The sequence below is a fragment of the Rhodospirillum centenum SW genome (assembly GCF_000016185.1).
Lineage (GTDB): Bacteria > Pseudomonadota > Alphaproteobacteria > Azospirillales > Azospirillaceae > Rhodocista > Rhodocista centena.
In genome coordinates, this window is the sequence record NC_011420.2 from 3,305,961 (window position 1) to 3,328,713 (window position 22,753).

At 72.1% G+C, this 22,753-nt stretch carries 17 protein-coding genes; 13 read left to right on the forward strand and 4 right to left on the reverse strand.

All coding sequences use genetic code 11. The annotated features are described in order from the left end of the window. Nucleotides 1–25: 25 nt before the first annotated feature. The 10 genes from RC1_RS15375 (at nt 26) to RC1_RS20315 (ending at nt 11,429) form a co-directional block, all read left to right on the forward strand. Complete coding sequence (locus tag RC1_RS15375; protein WP_012568353.1) at nt 26–520, forward strand: DUF4365 domain-containing protein; 495 nt, start codon at nt 26–28, stop codon at nt 518–520. After that, the gene (locus RC1_RS15380; protein WP_012568354.1) at nt 511–1,701 is read left to right on the forward strand and encodes a hypothetical protein; all 1,191 of its coding nucleotides are present in this window, start codon (nt 511–513) and stop codon (nt 1,699–1,701) included. Before RC1_RS15375 ends, RC1_RS15380 begins: the two co-directional genes overlap by 10 nt. Nucleotides 1,702–1,986: 285 nt before the next feature. Next, nucleotides 1,987–4,308, forward strand: a complete 2,322-nt coding sequence (locus RC1_RS15385) for a TonB-dependent siderophore receptor (protein ID WP_234703784.1) — start codon at nt 1,987–1,989, stop codon at nt 4,306–4,308. 10 nt (nt 4,309–4,318) lie between these two features. Continuing rightward, nucleotides 4,319–4,621, forward strand: coding sequence for a hypothetical protein (locus RC1_RS15390; protein WP_012568357.1), 303 nt, complete (start codon nt 4,319–4,321; stop codon nt 4,619–4,621). Beyond that, nucleotides 4,618–4,929 (forward strand): hypothetical protein, encoded by a 312-nt coding sequence (locus tag RC1_RS15395; RefSeq protein WP_012568358.1) that lies wholly within the window; start codon nt 4,618–4,620, stop codon nt 4,927–4,929. The genes RC1_RS15390 and RC1_RS15395 overlap by 4 nt, the downstream gene beginning before the upstream one ends. 23 nt (nt 4,930–4,952) lie before the next feature. Beyond that, nucleotides 4,953–6,620, forward strand: coding sequence for a PepSY-associated TM helix domain-containing protein (locus RC1_RS15400; RefSeq protein ID WP_202795546.1), 1,668 nt, complete (start codon nt 4,953–4,955; stop codon nt 6,618–6,620). A gap of 183 nt (nt 6,621–6,803) precedes the next feature. Next, nucleotides 6,804–7,073, forward strand: a complete 270-nt coding sequence (locus RC1_RS15405) for a DUF4212 domain-containing protein (protein ID WP_012568360.1) — start codon at nt 6,804–6,806, stop codon at nt 7,071–7,073. Nucleotides 7,074–7,095: 22 nt separating this feature from the next. Further along, the gene (locus tag RC1_RS15410) at nt 7,096–8,859 is read left to right on the forward strand and encodes a sodium:solute symporter family protein (protein WP_012568361.1); all 1,764 of its coding nucleotides are present in this window, start codon (nt 7,096–7,098) and stop codon (nt 8,857–8,859) included. Nucleotides 8,860–8,916: 57 nt separating this feature from the next. Beyond that, complete coding sequence (locus tag RC1_RS15415) at nt 8,917–10,842, forward strand: DUF294 nucleotidyltransferase-like domain-containing protein (protein WP_012568362.1); 1,926 nt, start codon at nt 8,917–8,919, stop codon at nt 10,840–10,842. A gap of 14 nt (nt 10,843–10,856) precedes the next feature. After that, nucleotides 10,857–11,429, forward strand: coding sequence for a hypothetical protein (locus RC1_RS20315; RefSeq protein ID WP_012568363.1), 573 nt, complete (start codon nt 10,857–10,859; stop codon nt 11,427–11,429). A gap of 70 nt (nt 11,430–11,499) precedes the next feature. Here RC1_RS20315 and RC1_RS20320 read toward each other — a convergent pair whose 3' ends face one another. The 3 genes from RC1_RS20320 to RC1_RS15435 form a co-directional block, all read right to left on the reverse strand. Continuing rightward, complete coding sequence (locus tag RC1_RS20320) at nt 11,500–12,540, reverse strand: SH3 domain-containing protein (protein ID WP_012568364.1); 1,041 nt, start codon at nt 12,538–12,540, stop codon at nt 11,500–11,502. A 390-nt stretch (nt 12,541–12,930) separates the two neighbouring features. Then, nucleotides 12,931–15,582 carry a photoactive yellow protein gene (pyp, locus tag RC1_RS15430; protein ID WP_012568365.1) on the reverse strand — a complete coding sequence of 884 codons (2,652 nt, stop codon included), beginning with the start codon at nt 15,580–15,582 and terminating at the stop codon, nt 12,931–12,933. A gap of 193 nt (nt 15,583–15,775) precedes the next feature. Beyond that, nucleotides 15,776–15,985, reverse strand: coding sequence for a hypothetical protein (locus tag RC1_RS15435; protein ID WP_012568366.1), 210 nt, complete (start codon nt 15,983–15,985; stop codon nt 15,776–15,778). 331 nt (nt 15,986–16,316) lie between these two features. On the opposite strand from RC1_RS15435, the gene RC1_RS15440 reads away from it, so the two are divergent. The 3 genes from RC1_RS15440 to RC1_RS15450 all read left to right on the forward strand — a co-directional run bounded on the left by RC1_RS15440 (nt 16,317) and on the right by RC1_RS15450 (nt 21,795). Continuing rightward, a complete protein-coding gene (locus RC1_RS15440) occupies nt 16,317–17,672 on the forward strand; it encodes an efflux RND transporter periplasmic adaptor subunit (protein WP_012568367.1) in 1,356 nt (451 codons plus the stop codon). Beyond that, complete coding sequence (locus RC1_RS15445; protein ID WP_012568368.1) at nt 17,669–20,851, forward strand: efflux RND transporter permease subunit; 3,183 nt, start codon at nt 17,669–17,671, stop codon at nt 20,849–20,851. The genes RC1_RS15440 and RC1_RS15445 overlap by 4 nt, the downstream gene beginning before the upstream one ends. 146 nt (nt 20,852–20,997) lie before the next feature. Next, the gene (locus tag RC1_RS15450) at nt 20,998–21,795 is read left to right on the forward strand and encodes a TrmH family RNA methyltransferase (RefSeq protein ID WP_012568369.1); all 798 of its coding nucleotides are present in this window, start codon (nt 20,998–21,000) and stop codon (nt 21,793–21,795) included. Nucleotides 21,796–21,826: 31 nt separating this feature from the next. On the opposite strand, the gene RC1_RS15455 is transcribed toward RC1_RS15450, so the two are convergent. Next, nucleotides 21,827–22,609 (reverse strand): superoxide dismutase, encoded by a 783-nt coding sequence (locus RC1_RS15455; RefSeq protein ID WP_012568370.1) that lies wholly within the window; start codon nt 22,607–22,609, stop codon nt 21,827–21,829. Nucleotides 22,610–22,753: the final 144 nt, after the last annotated feature.

Consider the following 22,753-nt stretch of genomic DNA (forward strand, 5'->3'; position numbering starts at 1 on the left):
GGACAGCCATGCGGATCGACACACCATGATGAATGTCACGCAACGCATGGAATGCCTCTCGACCGCTTATGTCCAGGCGGTCGCCGCCCAGGCCGGCTTCCAGGTGTCGCGCCCGCCTGTGGATGACGACAGCGTGGACGGCCAGTTCATGGGGCGGGCGGGCCGACGTCCTCGGCTCGACTTCCAGATCAAGGCCACGGCGCAGCAGGCGTTCATCGGCGCCGACAGGATCACCTTCCCGCTCTCCCTCAAGAACTATGAGGACCTGCGGGCTGACTGTGTCGTGCCCCGCATCCTGATCGTTCTGGCAATGCCCGAGAACGAAGCGGAGTGGCTGGCACAGAGCGAGGCGGAACTGATCCTGCGCCGGTGCGCATACTGGCGTTCGCTCGCCGGGGAACCCGCGACCGGGAACACCACGTCCGTGACGGTGCATATTCCCCGCGATCGGTTGTTTACTCCCGAATCCCTCACGGACATGATGCGCCGGGTGGAGGCGGAGGAGCCGTTATGGCCGTGATGATCACGGACAGGGAGGTCTTCGCCGCGCTGTCCCATGTGGACGCGCGGGCCTATCTGCTCGCCCGCGGCTGGCGGGAGGAGGAGCGGATCGGCAACAAGGCCGCCGTCCTTGTCCCGGACGGCGCCGATGCGCCGGAGATCCTTCTTCCGCTGCGGGAGGATCTTGGCGACTACGCCCTGCGCCTTGCCGATGCGGTCCGAGTGGTCGCCGCGGTCGAGGGGCGCGCGGAGACCTCCGTCCTGACCGACTTCAGGATGGCCGGGACGGACGTCATCCGCGTCCGCGCCGGGGAGGCCGCCGCCGACGGCACGCTCTCCTTCCAGGCGGGCATCGCTGTCCATGAACTCGCCCGCGAGGTGCTGCTCTCGGCCGCGTGCGCAGCACATGCCCCGCGCGCCCTCTACGGCAACCGGAAGCCCCAGAGCGCCCTCGATTATCTCGAAACGGTGCGCCTCGGGCAGTCGGAGCGGGGGAGCTACGTCGTCACGCTCCTGTCTCCCGTCGATCCCGCGCTGGGGGGCGGCCAGCCCCGCCTCGGGCCTGAGTTCGAGGACGACCCGTTCGCCCGCATCGTCACCCGCACGCTCCTCCGGGCTCTGCGGGCGACGCGCGACGCCGTCACGGAGGCGGCTGCCAGCGAGGATTTCGCGGCATTCGAGCGCCGCGTCCGGCACGGGGTCTCCGCCAATCTCTGCGAGGCGCTGGCGAAACTGGTGGGCGTGGGGGGAACGGTGGAGCTGGGGCTCACCTGGGCCAAGGTCCGGCCCCCCCGTCCCGACGATGCGAAGGGCCCCCTCAAGCTGGACTTCGGTCGCTCCGCGGCCGGGCTTCTCCAGGAGGCGGCCCGCCAGTTCCGTGTCCGTGAACCCCTTCCGGACCAGGAACTCTCCGGCTGGGTCGTCCGCCTGATGCGACGGCCTGCGCGGGATGCGCTCGGCTCCGTGCTCGTCAGGGTGATGATCGACGGCAGGCCGCGCTCCATCCGGATCGAGGGGCTGTCCGACAGCGACTACGCCTTCGTCGCGGCCGCCCATGCCGACCGCAAGGCGATCTCGTTCGAGGGCGATCTGCACAGGCGGGACCGGGCGCAGGAGGTCCGGAACGCCCGGAACTTCGCCATCGTCGAGGGGGCAGAGGACGAAGAGGCGCCGCCGGCCGACACCGCCGCAGGGGTCTGACCGGAGCCCCAGGGTCCCGCCCGCCTCCATCTCTCCACCCCATCTCCGCTTGCCCCCCCGGTTCCGCCGTCGTGCCTGCCGCGACAGAGTCCGGGACGGGCGCGACAGCCGTGGGCTTTGCCTACGCTGGTATGGCTCCGCTAATGATAACCATTCTCATGCCAGGGGCCCGGGCCCGTGGACGGGGGTGGACGGCCGGCGGTGACCGGGGGGCCGGCGCCCCCGGGCGGTACCGGGCCGGACAACCAGGGGGTCACGGTGTTCAAGATGTGCAGGATTCATGGCGTGCGGGCTTCCGCCGCCGCCATGGCCCTTCTCTGCCTCGCCACGCCGGCGGGGGCGGCAGGCGCGGCAGGTCCGGCGGGGACGGGCGGCGACCGCGCGGCGGGTGACCGGGCCGCGCGCGACCGGGCCGCCGACGCCCGGGCCGCCGATGCCCGGGCTGCCGGCGCCCGGACTGCCGATGACGGGATCGAGGAGATCATCGTGGTGGCGACCGGCCGGTCCCGTGCCAGCGCCACCACCAAGACCGACACGCCGATCATCGAATCGCCGCAGCAGATCTCCATCATCAGCCGCGAGGAGATCGACCGGCGCGCCGCGGCCACGCTGGCCGAGGCGCTGTCCTACACCGCCGGCGTGCAGGCCTCGCCTTCGGGCGTGGACAGCCGCGTGGACGAGGTGAGCGTGCGCGGCTTCGGCGCCGCCGGCTTCTCCTCCAACAACAACTTCGTGGACGGGCTGCGCATGGCCGCGGGCGGCGAGGGCACCTGGATCCGGCCCGCCTTCGACACCTTCGCCCTGGACCGGGTCGAGGTGCTGAAGGGACCGTCGGGGGCCCTCTACGGCCAGTCGGCGCCCGGCGGCGTCGTCAACGTGGTGACCAAGCGCCCGACCTTCTCGCCGCACGGCGAGATCCTGCTCCAGGGCGTGGGCTACACCGATCTCGGCCAGTGGAGCGCCCAGGCCGGCGCCGACACCGGCGGCGCGCTCACGGCGGACGGCAGCGTGGCCGGGCGCTTCGTCGCCCTGGCCCGGCAGGGCAAGACGCAGATCGACGGGGTCGGGACCGACCGCTACTACGCCTCCCCCAGCGTCACCTGGCAGCCCACCGCGCGCACGAGCTGGACCGTGATCGGCCAGTACCAGCGCGACGAGGGCGGCTCCAGCTTCCAGTTCCTGCCGGCGCTCGGCACGCTCTACCGCAGCAACGGGCGCCTGCTGGACAAGGAGACCTATCTGGGCGAGCCGGACTGGAACCGCTACGACCGCAACCAGTACATGCTGGGCTCGCTGTTCGAGCACGCCCTGACCGACACGGTCACGCTGCGGAACAACGCCCGCTACATGCATGTGGACATCGTCTACCGCGGCGTCGTCCCGTCGGGTAACACCCTGGCCACCTGCCCGCCCACCCTCGCCGGCTGCCTTCCCGGCCGGACGCTGAACCGCCGCGCCGTGCAGGGCGACGGCGACACGGACGGCGTGGCCGTGGACACCCAGCTCGAAGCGCGGGTCACGACCGGGCCGGTCGCGCACACGCTGCTGGCCGGCGTCGATCACTTCCACACCGAATGGGAGCACACCTACGCCCTGGTGCGGTCCACGCTGGTGCTGCCGGTCCTGGACATCTTCGATCCGGTCCCGCGCGGGGCGGCCGGCTTCGCCGGCGCGCTGACGCCGCTGATCCCGACCGAGACGACCAGCCGGCAGACCGGCCTCTACGCCCAGGACCAGATCAGCATCGGCAATCTGCGCGTGACCCTCGGCGGCCGGAAGGACTGGGCCGAGGACGAGAGCCACAACCCCGTCACCGGCGGAAAGCTGGACACGAAGAACGACGCCTTCACCTGGCGGGCCGGTGCCGTCTGGCTGTTCGACAACGGGCTGGCGCCCTATGTCAGCTATTCGGAGAGCTTCCAGCCGCTGCTGTCCAACCGCGATCCGGCGACCAGCCAGCTCGACGGCGGCAAGCCCTACGAGCCCACCACCGGCCAGCAGGTCGAGGCCGGCCTGCGCTACCAGCGCGGCAACAACATCTATGTCACGCTGGGCGCCTATCAGGTGAAGCAGCAGAACATCCTGACCGCCGACCCGGAGGGCAGGCTCTGCGGCGTCTCCGTCTGCCAGGTGCAGACGGGCGAGGGCCGCGTGCGCGGGCTGGAGCTGGAGGGCAAGGCGACCCTGCCCTGGGGCATGGCGGTGATCGGCACCCTGACCCGCAGCGACGGCGAGATCACGAAGACCACCATCGCCAGCCAGCGCGGCAACACCCTGCCGCAGCTTCCGGAGTGGATGGCGTCGCTGTTCGTGGACCAGCATTTCCAGACCGGCCCGCTCCAGGGCGTCGGCCTGGGCGGCGGCGTGCGCTACACCGGCGAGAGCGTGGGCGACACGGCGAACACGCTGGAGATCCCCGACTACACGCTGTTCGACCTGTTCCTGCGCTACGATTTCGGCGCCGCCGACCCGGGGCTGGACGGGCTCTCCGTCGCCGTCAACGCCCACAACGTCGCCGACAGGCGCTATGTGGCGAGCTGCATCGCGGCCGGCTGCTACATCGGGCAGGGCCGGACCCTGACCGCCCGCGTGCAGTACAAGTGGTGAGGGGGCGGGGATGACGGACATGGAAATCCCCGCAGCACTCCTGCGGGCGGGCGGCGACGGCGCCGTCCTGGCCGGGGCGCTGCTGCTCTACCTCGCCTCGCCCAACCGGCCGCGCCCGGCGGGTCCCGCCGGCCGGCGCCGGCTGGGCCGGGCGGGGGCGCTTGGGCTGGTCGCCGGACAGGGGCTGCTGCTGGCCGCCCTGGGTCCGGCGGCGGCGGTCTTCACCGCCGTGACGCTGGCCATGCTGGTCTGGTCCGTCGCCCCGCTGCTGCTGGCCTGGTGGACCCGGCCGCAGGGGGAGGGCGCCCGATGACCGGCGGTCGGACGGGCGTGCCCGCCCTCACGGCCCGCGACTGGGCCGGCAAGGCCGCGGCCGGGCTGGTCCTGGGCTTCCTGCTGGCGCTCGGCGCCTCGGGCCTGCTGCGGACCCTGCTCAACGCCGGGGAGCCGTTCTTCTCCGCCAAGGGCCAGTTCTCCATGTGGATGATGGCGCCCGTCTGGGCGCTGGTCCTGTCCTTCTGTTTCCTCTTCCGCTCGGGCCTGCGCGCCTGGATGTGGCTGCTGGCGGCCAACATCCCGGTCTGGGGCCTGACCGCCTGGCTGGGGGGCCTGCGCCTGTGAAAGTGCGGACCGACATCCTCCGGATGTACAAGGAGATCCACGGCTGGGTCGGCATCGTCTCCGGCCTCGCCCTGTTCATCGGCTTCTATGCCGGTGCGCTGACCATGTTCGAGGGGCCGGTGCAGCAATGGGCCTCCGCGCCGCCGCAACTGGCCCCGTCCCCGTCCCTGGAGCGGACGCCCGAGCTGGTGGAGAAGGTGCTGGCCGCCCATCCGGAGGCGGCGGCGGGTTACACGGTCAACCTGCACATCGACGCCACCCACCCGGCCCGCGTCACCTGGACCGTGGCCGAGGACGAGCACGCGGCCGAGCACGGCCACGGCACCGTCCATTACGCCAGCCTGACGCCCGACGGCGCGCTCCAGGTGGAGACGCGCGGCCCGTCCCCCGTGGCCCAGTTCATCGACGAGCTGCACCGGCAGGTCGGGCTGCCGCTGGATCATGAGATCGCCATGCCGCTGATGGGGGCGGTGGCGCTGCTCTATGTCATCGCCCTGGTCTCCGGCGTGATCGTCCTGCTGCCGTCGCTGGTGAAGGACCTGTTCGCCCTGCGCGTGGGCCGCAACGTCAAGCGGATGTGGCTGGACGCGCACAATGTGCTGGGCCTGTTCAGCCTGCCCTTCCATCTGGTCATGGCGCTGACGGCGGTGGTCTTCGCCTTCCACGACCAGTTCTACACGGCGCAGGGGCTGGCCTTCGGCCGCGGCGGGCCGCCGCCGCGGGCGGCCGTGGCGCCGGCCGGGGACGGGGCGTCGCTGCCCGCACTGCTCTCTCCCGCTGCCCTGGCCGGGCAGGTCAGGGCGGCGGTGCCGGGCTTCGAGCCCCTCCAGCTCGCCTTCTCGCCCCGGGCCGGGGCTCCCGGGGGCGCTTCCGGGGGCGATGCTGCCGGGGCGGGCTGGGTGGTGCGGGCGACCGGGGGCGACCCGGCCTACGGCATCCGCACCCCGCTCTACGGCATGGTGACGGCCGACGCGGCCACCGGGCGGGTGGTGGCGGTGGACTACATGCCCGGCCGGCAGGACGGCTGGTCGGCGACCGTGACCAGCTTCTTCGCCCTGCACTACGGCAATTTCGGCGGCACGCCGGTGCGCTGGGCCTATTTCCTGCTGGGGCTGGCCGGCGCCTTCCTCTTCTACACGGGCAACCTGCTCTGGGTGGAGACGCGCCGCCGGCGGGAGCGCCGGGCCGCGGCGGAGGCAGCCGCAGCGGGGGCGGCGGCAGGGGCGGCGGCGGGGGCCGTGGGCGCGCCGGACCAGACCCGCGCGACCCGGATCCTGGGGGCGCTGACGGTGGGGGTGCCGCTGGGCTGCGTCGCCGGAACGGCGGTGACGCTGGCGGCCGCCCGCTGGCTGGGCGACGGGGCGACGGAGACGCTGCACAGCCTGATCTACCACGCCGTCTTCCTGGCCGGCACCGGCTGGGCGCTCTGGCGCGGCGCTGCCCGCGCCGGCTGGGAACTGGCGCTGGCCGCGGCGCTCTGCCTGCTCGCCGTTCCAGCCACCGGCCTGGTGACGGTCGCGGGCTCGCCGGGAGCGGCGGGGCCGGTCCTGGTGGAGCTGACGGCCGTGGCGCTGGCCGTCCTGCTGGCCGGTTCCGCCCGCGCGGCCCGGCGCCGCGCCACCGCCGGCCCGCGCGACAGCGTCTGGGCCGCCGACGCCCGCCCCGCCCCTCTCCGGCCGTCTGGGGCCTGAGAGGGGGCCGGAGGGGCCGCCCCCGGACGGACCCTGCCGTCCGGGGTACGCCGCACGGTTTCCGATCGCCAGCCCGCCCTACCTCCTCTTCCGGTGCGCCTCTGCACGCCCGCGCCGCCGCGTCGTTGCGCGGCGGCGCGTATTCATTGTACGCTTGCAGAAAACAACTGCAGGGAGGCCCCCATGGAGGGCGCAGATACCGAAGCCAGGTCACGGGCTTACTGGCGTGCCAACGTCCGCACCGTTCTTTTCTGTCTCGCCATCTGGTTCGTCGCGTCCTACGGGGCCGGCATCCTTCTCGTCGAGCCGCTGAACGCGATCCAGATCGGCGGCTTCCCGCTCGGTTTCTGGTTCGCCCAGCAGGGGTCGATCCTCGTCTTCCTGGTCCTGATCGCCTTCTACGCCTGGCGCATGAACAGGCTGGACCGCGAATACGACGTCCACGAACCCTGAGCCGACGCCGGGAGGCACGACCATGGACCTGAAGACCCTGACCTATCTCGTCGTCGGCGCCACCTTCGCGCTCTATATCGGCATCGCCATCTGGTCGCGCGCCGCGACCACGGGCGAGTTCTACGTGGCCGGCAAGGGCGTGCATCCGATCGCCAACGGCATGGCCACGGGGGCCGACTGGATGTCGGCCGCCTCCTTCCTCTCCATGGCCGGGCTGATCGCCTTCCTCGGCTATGGCGGCTCCGTCTACCTGATGGGATGGACGGGCGGCTATGTGCTGCTGGCGATGCTGCTCGCCCCCTATCTGCGCAAGTACGGCAAGTTCACGGTGCCGGAATTCATCGGTGACCGCTACTACAGCAGCGCCGCGCGCGTCGTCGCGGTCGTCTGCCTGATCTTCATCTCCTTCGTCTATGTGGCGGGGCAGATGCGCGGCGTCGGCATCGTCTTCTCCCGCTTCATGGAGGTGAGCATCGAAACCGGCCTCGTGGTCGGCATGGGGATCGTCTTCATCTATGCGGTGCTGGGCGGGATGAAGGGCATCACTTACACGCAGGTGGCGCAGTACGTGGTGCTGATCACGGCCTACATCGTGCCGGCGGTGTTCATCTCCTTCCAGCTCACCGGCAACCCGATCCCGCCGCTGGGCCTGGGCAGCACGGTGGCGGGCACCGACCAGTACCTGCTGGAACGGCTGAACCAGATCGTCACCGACCTGGGATTCGCGGCCTATACGGAGGGAGGCAAGAGTACCATCGACATCTTCGCCATCACCGCGGCGCTGATGGTGGGGACGGCGGGGCTGCCGCATGTGATCGTGCGCTTCTTCACCGTGCCCAGCGTGCGCGACGCCCGCTCCTCCGCCGGCTGGGCGCTGCTGTTCATCGCCCTGCTCTATCTCTGCGCCCCGGCGGTGGGCGCCATGGCCCGCTACAACCTGACCTCCACCGTGCAGACCGGCCCGGTCGGGGCGGCGGAATCGAACCTTGTCTATGCCGACCGGCCGGAGTGGATGCAGCGCTGGGAGCAGACCGGCCTGCTGAAGTTCCAGGACAAGAACGGCGACGGCCGCATCCAGTACTACAACGATGCCCGCATGGACCCGGCGCGGGCGCAGCAGCTCGGCTGGCAGGGCAACGAGCTGACCGTGGACCGCGACATCCTGGTGCTGGCCAACCCCGAGATCGCGCGCCTGCCCAACTGGGTGATCGCGCTGGTGGCGGCCGGCGGCATCGCGGCGGCGCTGTCCACCGCGGCGGGGCTGCTGCTGGTGATCTCCTCGGCCATCTCGCACGACCTGATGAAGAGCACCTTCGCCCGCGGCATCACCGAACGGCAGGAACTGCTGGCCGGACGCATCGCCGCGGGGGTGGCGATCCTGATCGCGGGTTATCTCGGCTACAACCCGCCGGGCTTCGTCGCCGAGGTGGTGGCCTTCGCCTTCGGTCTGGCGGCCAGCTCGCTGTTCCCGGCCATCATGATGGGCATCTTCTCCGTCCGGGTGAACCGGGAGGGGGCGATCGCCGGCATGCTCAGCGGCCTTATCTTCACGCTGGGCTATATCATCTACTTCAAGGGCATCTTCATCGAGCCCCTGGCGAAGAACGTGGCCGAGAACTGGCTGTTCGGCATCTCGCCCGAAGGCATCGGCTTCGTCGGCATGATCCTGAACTTCGTGGTGGCGATCGCGGTCAGCCGCGCCACGGCCGCCCCGCCGCAGGAAGTGCAGGATCTGGTGGCCTTCATCCGCTCCCCGCGCGGGGCGCAGGCCGCGATGGAGCATTGACGTCCGGCCCGGGGTGGCGGGCAGCCGCCGCCCCGTCCCGGTTCCGGGATTCCCGACATGGGCGCCGACAAGACCCCGTCCGACCTTCCCGATCCCCTCCTGCCCGGCGCCGGAGCCCGCCTGCCGGGCGGGCAGGCGGTGCGGGGCCTGCTGCTGTCCCGCCCGCCCTTCGATGGTCTGCCGTCGGCCGAGCTGGACGGGCTGGCTGCCGCCGTCGCGGTGCGCCGGCTGCCGGCGGGGGCTGTGCTGGCGGAGCCCGGCGGCGTGGTCGCCGCCGTCAGCCTTGTCGCCGCCGGGGCGCTGGAGGTCCGGGCCCCGTCCGGCGAGCTGCTGTCCCGCCGGGGGGAGGGGGAGGCGGCCGGCGTCCAGGCCGTGCTGGAGAACGCCCCCGCCGGCAACCGCATCACGGCGCTGGAGGACACGCTCCTCTACGACATCCCGGCGGCGGAGTTCCGCCGCCTCTGTGCGGCGCATCCCGCGGTCGGGCGCTTCTTCGCGCCGCCGGGCAGCGAGCGCCGGCGCGACACCCCCGCCGCCCCGCGGGCCGGCTGGGACGGACCCGCCGGGCTGCTGGGCCGCCGTCTGGCCGACCTGATCCGGCGGGAGCCGGTGGTGGTCGCGCCCGAGGCCAGCATCGCCGAGGCGGCCCGCCGGATGCGGCAGGCCGACATCTCCTGCCTGCCGGTGGTGGCGGCGGACCGGCTGGTCGGAATCGTCACCGACCGCGACCTGCGCAACCGGGTGCTGGCGGCGGGGCTCGATCCGTCGCTGCCGGTCTCCGCCGTGATGACGCCGGAACCGACGCGGGTGGAGGACACGGCCCTGCTGTTCGAGGCGCAGATCCTGCTCGCCCGCCACCGCATCCACCATCTGCCGGTGCTGCGCGGCGGGCGGCTGGTCGGCGTCGTCACCGGCACCGACCTGCTGCGGGCGCAGGGCCGTTCCTTCGCCTTCCTGGCGACCGACGTGGGCACCCGCGAGGATGCCGCCGGCATCGCCGACGCGCTGCGGCCGCTGCCGCATCTCGTCCACGATCTGGTGCAGACGGGGGCCAGCGCCTACGGCATCGGCCATGCCGTCAGCGCGCTGGCCGATGCCGCCACCCTGCGGCTGGTCGAGCTGGCGGAGCGGCGGCTGGGTCCGCCGCCCGTGCCCTATGCCTGGATGGCGCTGGGCTCGCAGGCGCGGCAGGAGCAGACCGTGCGCTCCGACCAGGACAACGCCCTGGTGATCGACGACGCCTACGATCCCGTCGCCCATGGCGACTGGTTCGCGCGCTTCGCCGCGCTGGTCTGCGAAGGGCTGGCGGACGCCGGCTACGAGCTGTGTCCCGGCGACATGATGGCCCGCAACCCGGCATGGCGGATGCCGCTCGCCGCCTGGAAGGAGACGTTCGGCCGCTGGATCCGCACGCCGGAGCCGGAGGCGCTGATGAAGGCCAGCGTCTTCTTCGACATGCGGGCCGTGGCCGGGCATGCGCCCCTGGTGGCGGAGCTGCAACGGACGGTCCTGGCCGTCGCCCGCGGCAACCGCCTGTTCCTGGGCCACATGACCGGGGCGGCGATGACGCACCGGCCGCCGCTGGGTTTCTTCCGCAACCTCGTCCTGATCCCGGGCGGGGAGCACCGCCACAGCCTGGACATGAAGCATGCCGGCCTCGTCCCTATCGTCGATCTGGCCCGGCTCTACGCCCTGGATGCCGGGCTGCCGCCGGTGAACAGCCGTGACCGGCTGGTCGCGGCGGGGGAGGCGGGGGCGGTCAGCGCCAGCGGGGCGCACGACCTGATCGACGCGCTGGACTTTCTGGGGCTGGTGCGGCTGCGCCATCAGGCCCGCCTGCTGGCGGCCGACCGGCCGCCGGACAACTATGTGCTGCCGGAGGAGCTGTCGCCCTTCGACCGCGGCCATCTCAAGGACGCCTTCGCCGTGGTGAAATCCATGCAGGCGGCGGCCCTCGCCGCCTACCGCGGCGGCCGGGCCTGAACGGACACCCGCATATGCTGCTCGACCTTCTCGCCGCCGCCTCCGCCGCGCTCGCCGCCGCGGGCCTGCTGCTCCTGGGGTTCCGTCTGGCGGGGCGACGGGCGCCGCGCTGGCTCGCCCCCGTGGCGGCGGCGCTGGGCGTCATCGCCGTCACCGCGGCGCTGCGCTACCAGTGGGCGCCGCGGATGGAGGGGCTGCTGCCGCCGGACATGGTGGTGCTGGACCGGGTGCAGGGGCACAGCCCGTTCGACCCGCTGTCCTATGTCTGGCCGGTGACCGACGCGCTGCTGCTGGCGGACACGGCCAGCCGGCGCCACCACCCCGGCCATCCGGGGCTGGTGCTGCTGGATCTGGTGCTGCTGCGCCGGGGGGAGGAGACGCTGCTGGCCCGGCATCTGGTGGACTGCGGCGGGACCCGCGACGCCGTGGTGCCGCCGGGCTGGGACGGCGGCGACCCCGCCGCCCTGTCCTGGGCGACGACGACGATCCCCGGGCTTCAGGCTGCCGCCTGCGTTTCCGGAGAGACGCCGGCCCGGGACGCGCCGGCCCGGGCACCGGCCGCCGCTGCATCGGGGCCGGCGCTGTAGTCGGGGGGCCGTCCGCGCCCGGCAGGAAGACCCGCCCCGGCGGTCGGGGCGGGTCGTCTGTCCGTGTGGATCAGCTCCCGGCCTGCAGGGTGCGGGCGGCGACCCAGCCGGTCTGGCCGGTGGCGGTGCGCACCCGGAACCAGCCGTTCTCGTGCTCGCCGGTGGCCTGGACCGCGGCGCCCTGGGCGATCTGGCCGATCACCTCGGCGCTGGTCCCCGGGCCGCCGCGCAGGTTCACCCCTTCGGTGGCGCGGTAGGTGGTCCCCGGCTGCGGCACCGCCGCCGGAACGCCGCCCACCGAGGACACCGCCGCCATCGGGGTGGCCTGCGGGGCCTTCAGCGCCGCCGCGACCTGCGGCATGGCGCGGAACTGCGGCACCAGCTTGTTCACGGCGTCCATGATCGCCGCGATCATGGTCTTGCCCATCTCCGTGTTCTCGTAGCCGCCGAGACCGCCCGCGATCGGCAGGGCGCCGAAGCCGCCGGCGCCGAACGCCCAGCCGATGTCCCGGGACTCGGCCGAGCCGGTGGCGACGGCCTCCTGCACGCCCGTGCGCACATCCGTGACGGTCAGCATGACGTTCGCCGTGCTCTCCTTCGTGCGCAGGCCGCCCAGCACCGCGCCGGCGATGCCCGGCACGAACGCGCCCAGCCCGGCGGCGTTCCCGCCGGAATTCTCGTTCTGCGAGAGGACGTGGACATCCACGATGAAATCGGCCGCCGCGAGCTGCCCGCCCCCGAGGTTGGACCCGGCCTGCAAGGAGCCGCCGGCCGCGAGCGCGCGTTCCTGCTGGATGCGCTCGAAGTCGTCGCCGCGGGCGACGACGCGGAAGCAGCCGGTCTGCTGCATGACCAGACGGACGGCGGGAATCGGGCTGGTGAGCCCCATCATGACCAGGATCGGGGACTTCGGCTGATTCTCCACCAGGGCGATGGTGCCCAGGGGACGGTCGCAGCGTGCGAGCTGCTCGTTGGCATTCTGCGTGCCGGCGGCCCCGGCCGACCCCGTCGCGATCGACGAGCCGCCCCCCATGGTGGTGCCGGTGGAAACGCAGGCAGAGAGCATCGAGCCGGCAAGGGCCAGCGCGACGACACTTTTCACTTTCATCATGGTCCTCGCTGTGATGGATGCTCGCCCTTTGCCGGGCGAATTAATTCTTTTCCGCACATTTTATCGAGGTATATCCGCAAAAAAGTGTCGGTCAAGGCGTGTATACAAACGTATGCGCGCCGTCGATGACTGCCGATCCTGTCGAAGCCGGTACGTTTGTCTGTGGTGAATTTCAAACTATCGGTCGAATTAATAATTTTTATCATAAAAGGAGAAGCAGAATATGAATATCAATCTGAAGGATTCGTCGGGTGGCGAGGCAGAGATGGCCGGCTGAAGATCAGGCTTCCTCCATGGGGAGCGGTGTCTGTCCCTTGCCGTTCCGGAGACGGGCGTGACCCTGCAGGGTGCTCGCCTGCCGCTCGCCTTGCGGGCGGCGGGGCGGCGGGATCAGGCCCCGATCTCGATGGTGACGGTGGTGCCCAGGCCGGGGGCGGTCTCGATGGCCAGGTTGCCGGCGTGCAGGTCCACCAGGGACTTGGCGATGGGCAGGCCCAGCCCCGTGCCCTCGACCGCCGCACGGGTCTGCGCCACCTGCCGGAACGGCTCCATGGCGGTCAGCACCTCTTCCGGCGTCATGCCGGGGCCGGTGTCGCGCACGGTGAAGACGGCCCCGCCGCCGGCCAGCGCCCGTGCCCGCACATCGACCCGGCCGCCGGGCGGGGTGAACTTCACGGCGTTGCCGATGATGTTCAGCAGGATCTGGCGCAGCCGCAGCGCGTCCGCCGTCAGCGGCAGGGGCGACTCCGCCTGCACCTCCAGCAGCACCTCGCCGCGCACCGCCCGCGGCAGCAGCATGCCGACGCATTCCGCCGCCAGGATGCCGGCGTCCAGCGACTCCGGCGACAGCTCCATCCGCCCGGCCTCGATGCGCGACAGGTCCAGCACGTCGTTGACCATGCGCAGCAGGTGCTCGCCCGAGGCGTGGATGCTCTGCACATAGTCCTGGATGCGCGGCGGCAGCGTCCCCGCCATGCCGGACATCATCAGGTCGGAGAAGCCGATGATGGCGTTCAGCGGAGTCCGCAGCTCGTGGCTCATGTTCGCCAGGAAGCGGGACTTCGCCTCGTTGCTGGCGGCGAGCTGGTCGCTCAGCTCCTTCACATGGCGCAGGTGGCGCAGCATCATGTCGCTGATGGCATGGCGCAGCGAGGTGGCGATCTCGTCCGCCCAGGTCGGCCAGGGGGCGGCATGGCCGCGCCGTTCCTCCACCCAGCGGTCGAAGGAGATGCGCGGCATCGGCCGCTGCCCGGCCGCGCCCAGCGGCTTCGCCGGGTCGCCGCCCCAGGTGATCTGCCGCGGCTCCTCCGGCCGGGTCCACATCACGAAGTCGCCGCCCGACAGGCGCAGCGCCAGCAGGCCGCTGGCCTTCTGGCGGTAGGCGGTGGCGTCGGGAAAGACCGAGGACAGGCTGCTGGTGCGGAACAGGCCGGCGCTGCCCCAGCGCGGCTCCAGCCAGGCCCGCAGTGCCGCCACCTCCGCCGGCGGCGGGCAGTCGCCCACCGTCAGCAGATGACCGTCGATGGAGAGCGCTGCCCCGGTGGCGCCGAACAGGTCGGTCAGCCGCGTCGCCTGCTGCGTCAGCGCCGGCTCCACCGCGTCGGAGGAGGCCATCTGGACCATCAGCGCCGTCAGGACGGCGTGGTCCACCTGCCGGCCGCGCATCGCCTCCGCCCGCTCCACCGCGGCGATGCTGAGCGCCACCGCCTCCACCACCGTCATGGCGGCGGAGCGGCGGGGGATGGCGACATGGTGCGGCTGCCGGTGGTGCGCCGCCACCATGCCCCAGAGCCGCCCTTCCACCAGGATGGAGAAGGACATGGACGCGGTCACGCCCATGTTGCGCAGATACTGGAGGTGGACGGGGCTCAGGCTGCGGTGGCGGGAGAAGGACAGGTCCAGCGGCTCCGTCCCCTCGATCCGGTGGACCGGCACCGGCACGTAGTCGCGGTCGGGGACATGGCGCGACAGCGACTGGCTGTACAGTTCGCGCGCCTGCCGCGGGATGTCCGAGGCGGGGAAGTGCAGTCCGGCGAAGGACTGCGGCCAGTCCTCCACCTTGTCCTCGGCGATCACCTCGCCGTGCCAGTCGGCATCGAAGCGGTAGACGATGGCGCGCTCGAACCCGGTCAGGACCCGCACCGAGCGGGCGCAGGCCTGCGCCAGCCCGGTCAGGGAGGACGCCTGCCGGATCACGGCCACGTCCGCCTCCACCGCCGCCAGCAGGGAGCACACCGGCGCCTCGCCCGGACGGGCGGTCAGGGGCTCCAGGTCCAGCACCACGCAGCCGCCGCTGCGGTGGGCGCGGATGTCGATGCGCCGCCCCCGGGCCATCTCCCCCCGCCAGGACCGGGAGGTCCGGTCCGGCAGCCAGTCCCGCAGCGCCGCCAGGGGACCGGCGTCCAGCACCTCCCCCAGCGGCCGGCCCAGCGGCGGGCGGGCGCAGTCCAGGAGTGCCTGGGCGTTGTCGCTGGCGGCGCAGACCGTCCAGTCCCGCGGATCGACGGCCAGGACCGCGCCCCAGGGCTGGATGGCGCCGACCCGGCGGATGTCCTCCTGCTCGCAGACGGAGAAGTCCACCACCTCGCCGGTGACCGACGCGGTGTGTGCGGCCGGCGCCTCGGGCGCCGGTCCCGGCGGGCGCAGGTCCTCCAGCTTGCGCACGAAGATCCAGTAGCGGTCGGGCACGCCCGCGTTCTGCATGCGGATCTGCACCCGCACCGGCGCCATCTGGAAATCGAAGACGAAGTCGAAGCGGGCATCCAGCGTGCCGGAGGTCACACCGTCCATGAAGCGGCCGCTGAAGGCCGGGATGTTCGTGCAGGGCGCCACCTCGGTGAAGAAGTTGCGCCCGATGACCCGTTCGGGGATGCGGCCGCTGAGCCGGCTTTCCGTCCTGTTGTAACGGTGGATGACCCCGCTGCCGTCCACCTGGATGGCGCCGACCGGCAAGGCATCGAACTCGGCCGTCCCCATCCCGTCGATGGTGCCGCGGATCTGCTCGGTGAAGGGGCCGAAATCGTCGGTGGTCCGGTCCGGCACGACGGGCTCGTCTCTGGGGTTTCCGCCGATAGTAGCGCCGGCACCCCCCTGACGAGAAGGAGGTAACACTCCCCGGGTATCCTTCCGGTCGCGGAAATGCCACGGCCTTCCGCCGTTCCACGGCCTTTCCGACGGTGGCCGCGCGGACCGGGCGACTATGCCGCGGGGCTCCGCCGCGTCGCGGGCGCCCGCCTCAGCCGGTGCCCGGTTCGGCCGGGCGGTCTGTGTCCTCTGCGCGTCGGCGCAGCTCCTCCGCCGTGAGACCGGCCGGGGTGGCGCCCTGCAGGGTACCGTCCCCGGGCGTCCGCTCCGGCGCCTGCGTCTCTTCGCCCGGCCCGGGCCGGCCGTCCTGGCCGACAGGCCGGGGGGCCGGGGCGCGGTCGGGTCGTCTGTCCTGGGTCATGGGGGGCTCCTGGCCGGTCGGGGAGGCGGGGATCGCCACACCCGGTCGACGCTCAACAGCCGGGAGGTCGGCCTGCTCCCGCCCCCTGGCGCTGCTGCCGGCCCGGTGGCGAGGATCGCCACGGAATGGCGGTATCCGCCACCGCTTCCGACGTCTCCGACCGCCCTCCTGGGATGCCGGCCCCGGAAATCAAGGCTGTCCGGGCGGTGCCCCGAGGCTGGCACGCATTCTGCTTAAGGCTGCCCAGGAATGGTCACAGGCTCCGGCGATCCCTCAAGGATCGGGCCGCGGGCCGGGACCGCACGACAGACTACGCGCAGCAGGAGGGGGGATGGATTCGCTCGACAGCTTTGCCCGGCGGGAGGCCTATGCCCAGGCCGCACCCGTACCGGCGGACCCGGTGGAGTTTCCGGCGCCGAAGACGCGCCCGCGCCGGGACCGTGCCGGGGCGCCCGGGCTGTTCCGGCGCTGGCGCCGCGGCCTGACCGCCGTCGGCATCCTGGCGGTCGGGGTCGCCGGCCTTGTCACCTTCATCGCCACCAAGCCCGAACCGGCGCGCGAGACGAAGCCCGAACGCGAGTGGGCGGTGGATACCGTCACCGTGGCGCGCGGCGACCACCGGCCGGAGGTGGTCGCCCTGGGCACCGTGCTGGCCGGCCGCACCTCGGAGCTGCGGCCGCTCGTCAGCGGGGCGGTGCTCTCCATCTCCCCCGCGCTGCGCGACGGCGGTGTCGTGAAGGAGGGGGAGACGCTGCTCTCGCTCGACCCGGTGGACCACGAACTGATCCTGGCCCAGCGCCGCGCCGACCTGGACGAGGCCCGCGCCCGGCTGGACGAGCTGCGCGCCAACCTCAAGGCCCAGCAGCGCGAGGCGGAACGGGCGGAGACCCTGTTCCAGCGCGGCATCGTCGCCGCCCCCCGCTATGAGGAGACACAGAACGCCTATGCCGCCGAACAGGCCCGCGTGCGGGCGCAGCAGGCGGTCATCGCCCGGCTCCAGGCTGCCGTGAAGGCGGCCGAGACCGACCTCGCACGGACGACCCTGGTGGCCCCGTTCGACGGTTTCGTCGGCGATGCGCGGGCCGAGGCCGGCATGTACCTGACCCCGGCCGACCGCGTCGCCGTGATCTCCGGCGCCGAGCGTCTGGAGGCCAAGGTGACGGTGCCGACCGACACCTACGGCCGGCTGGTCGCCAGCGGCGAGAGCCTGATCGGGCGTGAGGCCAAGGTGGTCTGGTCGCTGGGCCAGAACCGGCTGGAATTCCCGGCCCGCGTGGTCCGCGTCGATGACCGGATCAACACCGCGGCGGGCGGCGTCGCGCTGTTCGTGCAGCTCGACGGCACGCTGACCGGCCAGCCGATCCGGCCGGGCGCCTTCGTCAGCGTCACCATCCCCGACCGCCTCTATGCCGACGTGATCCGGCTGCCCGCTCCCGCCCTGCATGACGGCGGAACCGTCTATGTGATCGAGGACGGCCGGCTGGCCGCCCGCCCGGTGGAGGTGGTCGCCGTCAAGGCGGATGCCGTCTACCTGTCCGGTGGTCTGCAACCGGGCGACCGCGCCGTCGTCACCCGCTTCCAGGAGATCGGACCCGGCCTGAAGGTCACCACCCGCAGCGCCCCCGCCGCCGAAGCCCAGCCCGCGCCGAAGGCTCCGGACGCGCCCAAGGCGGAGGACGCACCATGAACCCCAATGCCCTGATCCGCTCCTTCACCCGCCACAAGGTGGCGGCCAACATCCTGATGCTGCTGATGCTGCTGAGCGGCGTCTGGGGGATGCAGCGGCTGGAAGTCCAGATGGAGCCGGACTTCGACATTCCCCAGATCTCCGTCGCCGTCGTCTGGCCCGGTGCTTCGGCCGACGACGTGGACCGCGGCATCGTCGAGGCGCTGGAGCGCGAGGTCCGCTACCTGGACGGGGTGGATGACGTGGTCGGCCGCTCCCGCGAGGGCATCGGCGAGCTGTTCATCGAGTACAAGTCCGGCACCGACATGACCCGGGCCATGACCGAGGTGGAACAGGCGGTCGCCAGCGTCACCACCCTGCCGCAGGGGTCGGAACGGCCGGTCATCCAGCAGTTCCTGGTCTATGACGACATCATGAACCTGGTGCTGTCGGGGCCGCTGCCCGAACCGGCCCTGCGCGCCTGGGCGAAGCAGATCCGGGACGGGCTGATGGCCCGCGGCGTGGACCGCATCAATGTCGAGGGCCTGCGCGACACCGAGATCTGGGTGGAGATCCCCGCCGCCGAGCTGGACCGGCTGGACGCCACCCTGGGCGATGTCGCCCAGCGCATCGGCGACATCTCCAGCGACGTACCCTCGGGCTCGCTCACCGGCGGGGTGGAGAAGCAGATCCGCACCCTGGGCCGGCAGGAGCAGGCGTCGGGGATCGCCGGGCTGACCCTGCGCGGCGATGCCCAGGGGCGCCTGCTGACGCTGGGCGACATCGCCACGGTGCGCGAGACCTACGAGGACGGCGCCGTCAGCGGCCGCCGCAGCGGCAACCCGGCGATCCGCCTGGAACTCCAGAAGGCGAAGAACGGCGACCTGCTGGCCATCACCGCGGTGGTGGACCGCTATCTGGAGCAGATCCGCCCGACCCTGCCGCCGACCCTGAAGCTGGAAATCTACGACCGCGAGACCGATGCCCTGGAACAGCGCATCGACATGCTGGTCGACAACGCCGTCGGCGGCATGATCCTGGTCTTCGCGGTGCTCTACATCTTCCTGCGCCCGCGGGTGACCTGGTGGATCGTCGTCGATGTGCTGATGTCGCTCTCGGTCACCTTCGCCATCATGATGTGGCTCGGCCAGAGCATCAACATGATGAGCCTGTTCGCGCTGATCATGATGGTGGGCATCATCTGCGACGACAGCATCGTCGTGGCCGAGCATGCCCAGACGCTCCAGGAGCGCGGCTGGGACCCGACCCGCGCGGTGGAGACGGCGGCCCGGCGCATGTTCTGGCCCATCGTCGCCGCCTCGGTGACGACGGTGGCGGCGTTCGCGCCCATGCTGATGATGCAGGGTCCCAACGGGGACTATGTCGAACCGCTGCCCATGGTCGCCATCGCGGTGATCCTGGCCAGTCTGGTCGGCTGCTTCCTGACCCTGCCCAGCCACATCCGCCACGCGCTGGAGCACGACAAGGGCCACTCCTCCCGCGCCCGCCTCTGGTTCGACCGCTCCTTCCTGCGGTTCCGCGACGGCCGCTTCAAGCGCATCGTGCAGTGGTCGGTGGACAACCGCTACGCCACGGTGGCGGCCGCCGTCACGGCCATGTGCCTTGCCATCGGATTGCAGGCCGGCGGCCGGGTCAACTTCGCCTTCTCGCCGCAGCCGGAAGGCCAGTCGCTGACGCTGAACCTGCTGTTCTCCCCCGGCACCCCGCGCGAGGTGGTGGCGCAGCAGCTCGACGAGGCGGAAGCCGCGCTCTACCGGGTGGAAGCGAAACTGGGCTATGAGCGCGGCGCCCTGGTCAGCATGACCTTCGGCCAGGTCGGTGCGACCGTGAACGGCCGTGTCGTGCCCCAGGTCGGCGACTACATGGGCGGCATGGAGGCCGAGGTGATCTCCGCCGACCTGCGCGACGACCGACTGACCGACATCATGAAGATGTGGGAGGCCGAGACGCGCCTGCTGCCGGGCATCGACGAGGCGGTGTTCGAGGAGGACAGCGCCGGCTTCGGCGGCAGCAACATCGGCTGGCGGCTCCAGCACGACGACCCCTATGTGCTGAAGCAGGCGTCGCTGGAACTGCGCGAGGTGCTGCGCGGCTTCGCCGGGGTCAGCGGCATCCGCGACAACCTGCCGGCCGGCAAGCCGGAACTGGTGGCCGCCGTCACCCCGCGCGGCGAGGCCCTGGGCTTCACGACGGAGATCGTCGGCCGCCAGCTCCGCGACGCCCTGGACGGCGCCATCGCCAAGCGCTTCCCCCGCGGCGACGAGGAGGTGACGGTGCGCGTCCGCCTGCCCGCCGCCGACCAGTCGGAGCAGGCGCTGCGCAACCTGCGGCTCCGCTCCCCCACGGGGGAGGAGGTGCCGCTGGGCGACGTGGTCACCCTGAAGGAGCGGCCGGGTCTGGCCCGCATCCTGCGCAGCAAGGGGCTGCGCACCGTCTCCGTCTTCGCCGACGTGGACATCCACAAGTCCAACCCGGGCGAAATCCGCGATGCCATCGAGAAGGAGCATCTGCCCCGCATCATGGAGAAGTACGGCGTCGCCCGGAACATGGGCGACGGCGCCGAGCAGGAGGCCGAGTTCTGGGCCGACTTCTACGCCGGCATCCTGGTGGCGCTGGTCGGCATCTATCTGGTCCTGGCCTGGATCATGGGCAGCTTCACCCGCCCCGCGGCGGTGATGGCGGTGATCCCCTTCTCCGTGGCGGGGGCGGTGTACGGCCACTGGATCATGGGCGCCGACATGACCATGTTCAGCTACATCAGCATCATGGGCATGGCCGGCATCCTGGTGAACGACAGCATCCAGGTCGTCACCAGCATCGACGAGCGCCACGCGGCGGGCGAGCCGCTGCACCTCGCCGTCGTGGACGGGGCGGTGGAGCGCCTGCGCCAGGTCGCCCTGACCTCGCTCACCACCATCTTCGGCCTGCTGCCGCTGATGCTGGAGACGCAGCTCCAGGCGCAGTTCATGATCCCGATGGCGATCACCTTCGTGTTCGGCATCGGCACCGCCACGCTGCTGGTCCTGCTGCTGATGCCGGCCATGCTGATGGTGGTGGAGGACGCGAAGTCCGGCGCCGGCCGGGTCTGGCGGGGACTGAAGCGGGGCGGCCGCTGGCTGGCCCGCGACCCCGACGCCCCCCGCCCGGCCCGACCGCCGGTCCGCACGCCGGCCGAGTGAGCCCGCCCCTGTGCCTGCCCTGCCGTCGATCCTGCCGCCCCGTCCGGTTCCTCCGGGCGGGGCGGTTGGCGTTGCGGGCAAGCGCCTTGTGCGGCCGGACCGGGGCGTGCCAATGAAGGGGGCCCCGCAGCCCATCGGTCGCCGCCATGTCCTCCGCCCCGCCCCGCGCCCCCCGGCCCTTCCAGTCCCGCCCCACCCCGGCCAAGGCGGCCCCGCCGAAGCCGTTCCGCATCTGCGGGCTGCCGGCGGTGGCGGCGGTCTTCGCGCGCGACCCCGACCGCGTGCAGCGCCTGTTCTACGAGGAGCGCCACCGGCAGGCGGTCGGCCCCTTCTGCGCCCGGCTGGCGGAGGCGCGGAAGCCCTACCGGCTGGTGGAGAAGGAGGAGCTGGACAGGGTCGCCGGCACGCCGCTGCACGGCGGCGTCGTCGCCGTGGCCGAGCCGCGGCAGGTGCTGCCCTTCAACCCCGACTGGGCGAAGCGCTGGGCGGCGGAGGGCCGGCCGCTGCTGCTGCTGGACGGCATCGGCAACCCGCACAATCTGGGCGCCATCGTGCGCACGGCCGCCTTCTTCGGGCTGGACCGGCTGGTGATCTCCGACCATCCGGAGCAGGCGCAGCCGTCGGAATCCGCCTACCGCGTGGCCGAGGGCGGCTTCGAGTATGTCCAGATCTACCGCGCCGACCGCTTCGCCACGGCGGTGCGGCGGCTGGCGGAGAGTTACCGCGTCGTCGGCACGGCGCTGGGCGGGCACCCCGCCCTGGGCCGGCTGACCGGCGGGCCGAAGCCGCCGGCCGTGCTGCTGGGCAACGAGGAGGACGGCCTGCCGGCGGAGACGCTGCGCGCCTGCGCCGAGCTGGCGACCATCCCTGGCGCGGGGCAGGTGCAGTCCCTGAACGTGGCGGCCACCGCCGCCATCCTGGCCTGGGAGATGACGCGGCCCTGAGGCCGGCGGCCCCCGGCGGCGGGAAACGCCGTCAGAGCACGCTGCCGTTCCGGATGGCGGACAGGCGCTGGTTCACGGCGCCCCAGTTCACCGTGTTCCACCACGCGGCCAGATAGTCGGCGCGGCGGTTCTGGTACGTCAGGTAATAGGCGTGCTCCCACACGTCGTTGCCCATCAGCACCGGCCTGCCGTCCATCAGCGGCGTGTCCTGGTTCGGACGCGCGACGATCTCCAGCCTGCCGGCGGGATCGACGGTGACGAAGACCCAGCCCGAGCCGAACTGCTTGGTGCCGGCCTCGTTGAACGTCTTCTTGAAGTCCTCGAAGGCGCCGAAGTCGCGGGCGATGGCCTCCCCGACCGCGCCGGTCGGCTCACCGCCGCCGTTCGGCCCCATGATGGTCCAGAACATGCTGTGGTTGGCGTGGCCGCCGCCATTGTTGCGCACGGCGGTGCGGATGCCCTCCGGCAGCTCGCCCAGGCGCTTCAGCAGGTCGGTCAGCGACAGGCCATGCAACTGGCTGTGCTCGGCCAGGGCGTTGTTCAGGTTCGTGACGTAGGCCTGATGGTGCTTGCCATGGTGCAGGCCCATGGTCCGGGCATCGATGTGCGGCTCCAGCGCCGTCACGTCATAGGGAAGCTCCGGGAGGGTGAAGGGGCTGCCGGTCTGCCGGTTTCCGGGCGGCCTGCTGTCCGACGGGCCGCTTCCGGGAGGGGGACTGCCCTGGGCGCTGGCGGGCAGGCGGGCGAAGGTCGCGGCGGCGACCGCGGCCGTGGCGGCGGTGGCGAGCAGGCGGCGGCGGGTCGGCATCGGCATCTCGGGTCCTTCCGGAAAGGGCTCAGGCGCAACGGGATCGTCTGCAACAGGTCGTGCCTGCCGCCCGACGGTGCCATTCCCCGGACGGGTGGCGGCGACGGGCGGCAGGCCCCGTCCGGGGCAATCATGTCGGGCGCCCGCTCT

Excerpts from the sequence above, each read along its gene's own strand:
- RC1_RS15440 (WP_012568367.1), top strand. The coding sequence starts at position 16,317 with ATGGATTCGCTCGACAGCTTTGCCCGGCGGGAGGCCTATGCCCAGGCC.
- RC1_RS15390 (WP_012568357.1), top strand. The coding sequence starts at position 4,319 with ATGACGGACATGGAAATCCCCGCAGCACTCCTGCGGGCGGGCGGCGAC.
- RC1_RS15450 (WP_012568369.1), top strand. The coding sequence starts at position 20,998 with ATGTCCTCCGCCCCGCCCCGCGCCCCCCGGCCCTTCCAGTCCCGCCCC.
- RC1_RS15375 (WP_012568353.1), top strand. The coding sequence starts at position 26 with ATGATGAATGTCACGCAACGCATGGAATGCCTCTCGACCGCTTATGTC.
- RC1_RS15395 (WP_012568358.1), top strand. The coding sequence starts at position 4,618 with ATGACCGGCGGTCGGACGGGCGTGCCCGCCCTCACGGCCCGCGACTGG.
- RC1_RS15435 (WP_012568366.1), bottom strand. The coding sequence starts at position 15,985 with ATGACCCAGGACAGACGACCCGACCGCGCCCCGGCCCCCCGGCCTGTC.
- RC1_RS15415 (WP_012568362.1), top strand. The coding sequence starts at position 8,917 with ATGGGCGCCGACAAGACCCCGTCCGACCTTCCCGATCCCCTCCTGCCC.
- RC1_RS15445 (WP_012568368.1), top strand. The coding sequence starts at position 17,669 with ATGAACCCCAATGCCCTGATCCGCTCCTTCACCCGCCACAAGGTGGCG.
- RC1_RS20320 (WP_012568364.1), bottom strand. The coding sequence starts at position 12,540 with ATGATGAAAGTGAAAAGTGTCGTCGCGCTGGCCCTTGCCGGCTCGATG.
- RC1_RS15400 (WP_202795546.1), top strand. The coding sequence starts at position 4,953 with ATGTACAAGGAGATCCACGGCTGGGTCGGCATCGTCTCCGGCCTCGCC.
- RC1_RS20315 (WP_012568363.1), top strand. The coding sequence starts at position 10,857 with ATGCTGCTCGACCTTCTCGCCGCCGCCTCCGCCGCGCTCGCCGCCGCG.
- RC1_RS15380 (WP_012568354.1), top strand. The coding sequence starts at position 511 with ATGGCCGTGATGATCACGGACAGGGAGGTCTTCGCCGCGCTGTCCCAT.
- RC1_RS15405 (WP_012568360.1), top strand. The coding sequence starts at position 6,804 with ATGGAGGGCGCAGATACCGAAGCCAGGTCACGGGCTTACTGGCGTGCC.
- RC1_RS15455 (WP_012568370.1), bottom strand. The coding sequence starts at position 22,609 with ATGCCGATGCCGACCCGCCGCCGCCTGCTCGCCACCGCCGCCACGGCC.
- RC1_RS15410 (WP_012568361.1), top strand. The coding sequence starts at position 7,096 with ATGGACCTGAAGACCCTGACCTATCTCGTCGTCGGCGCCACCTTCGCG.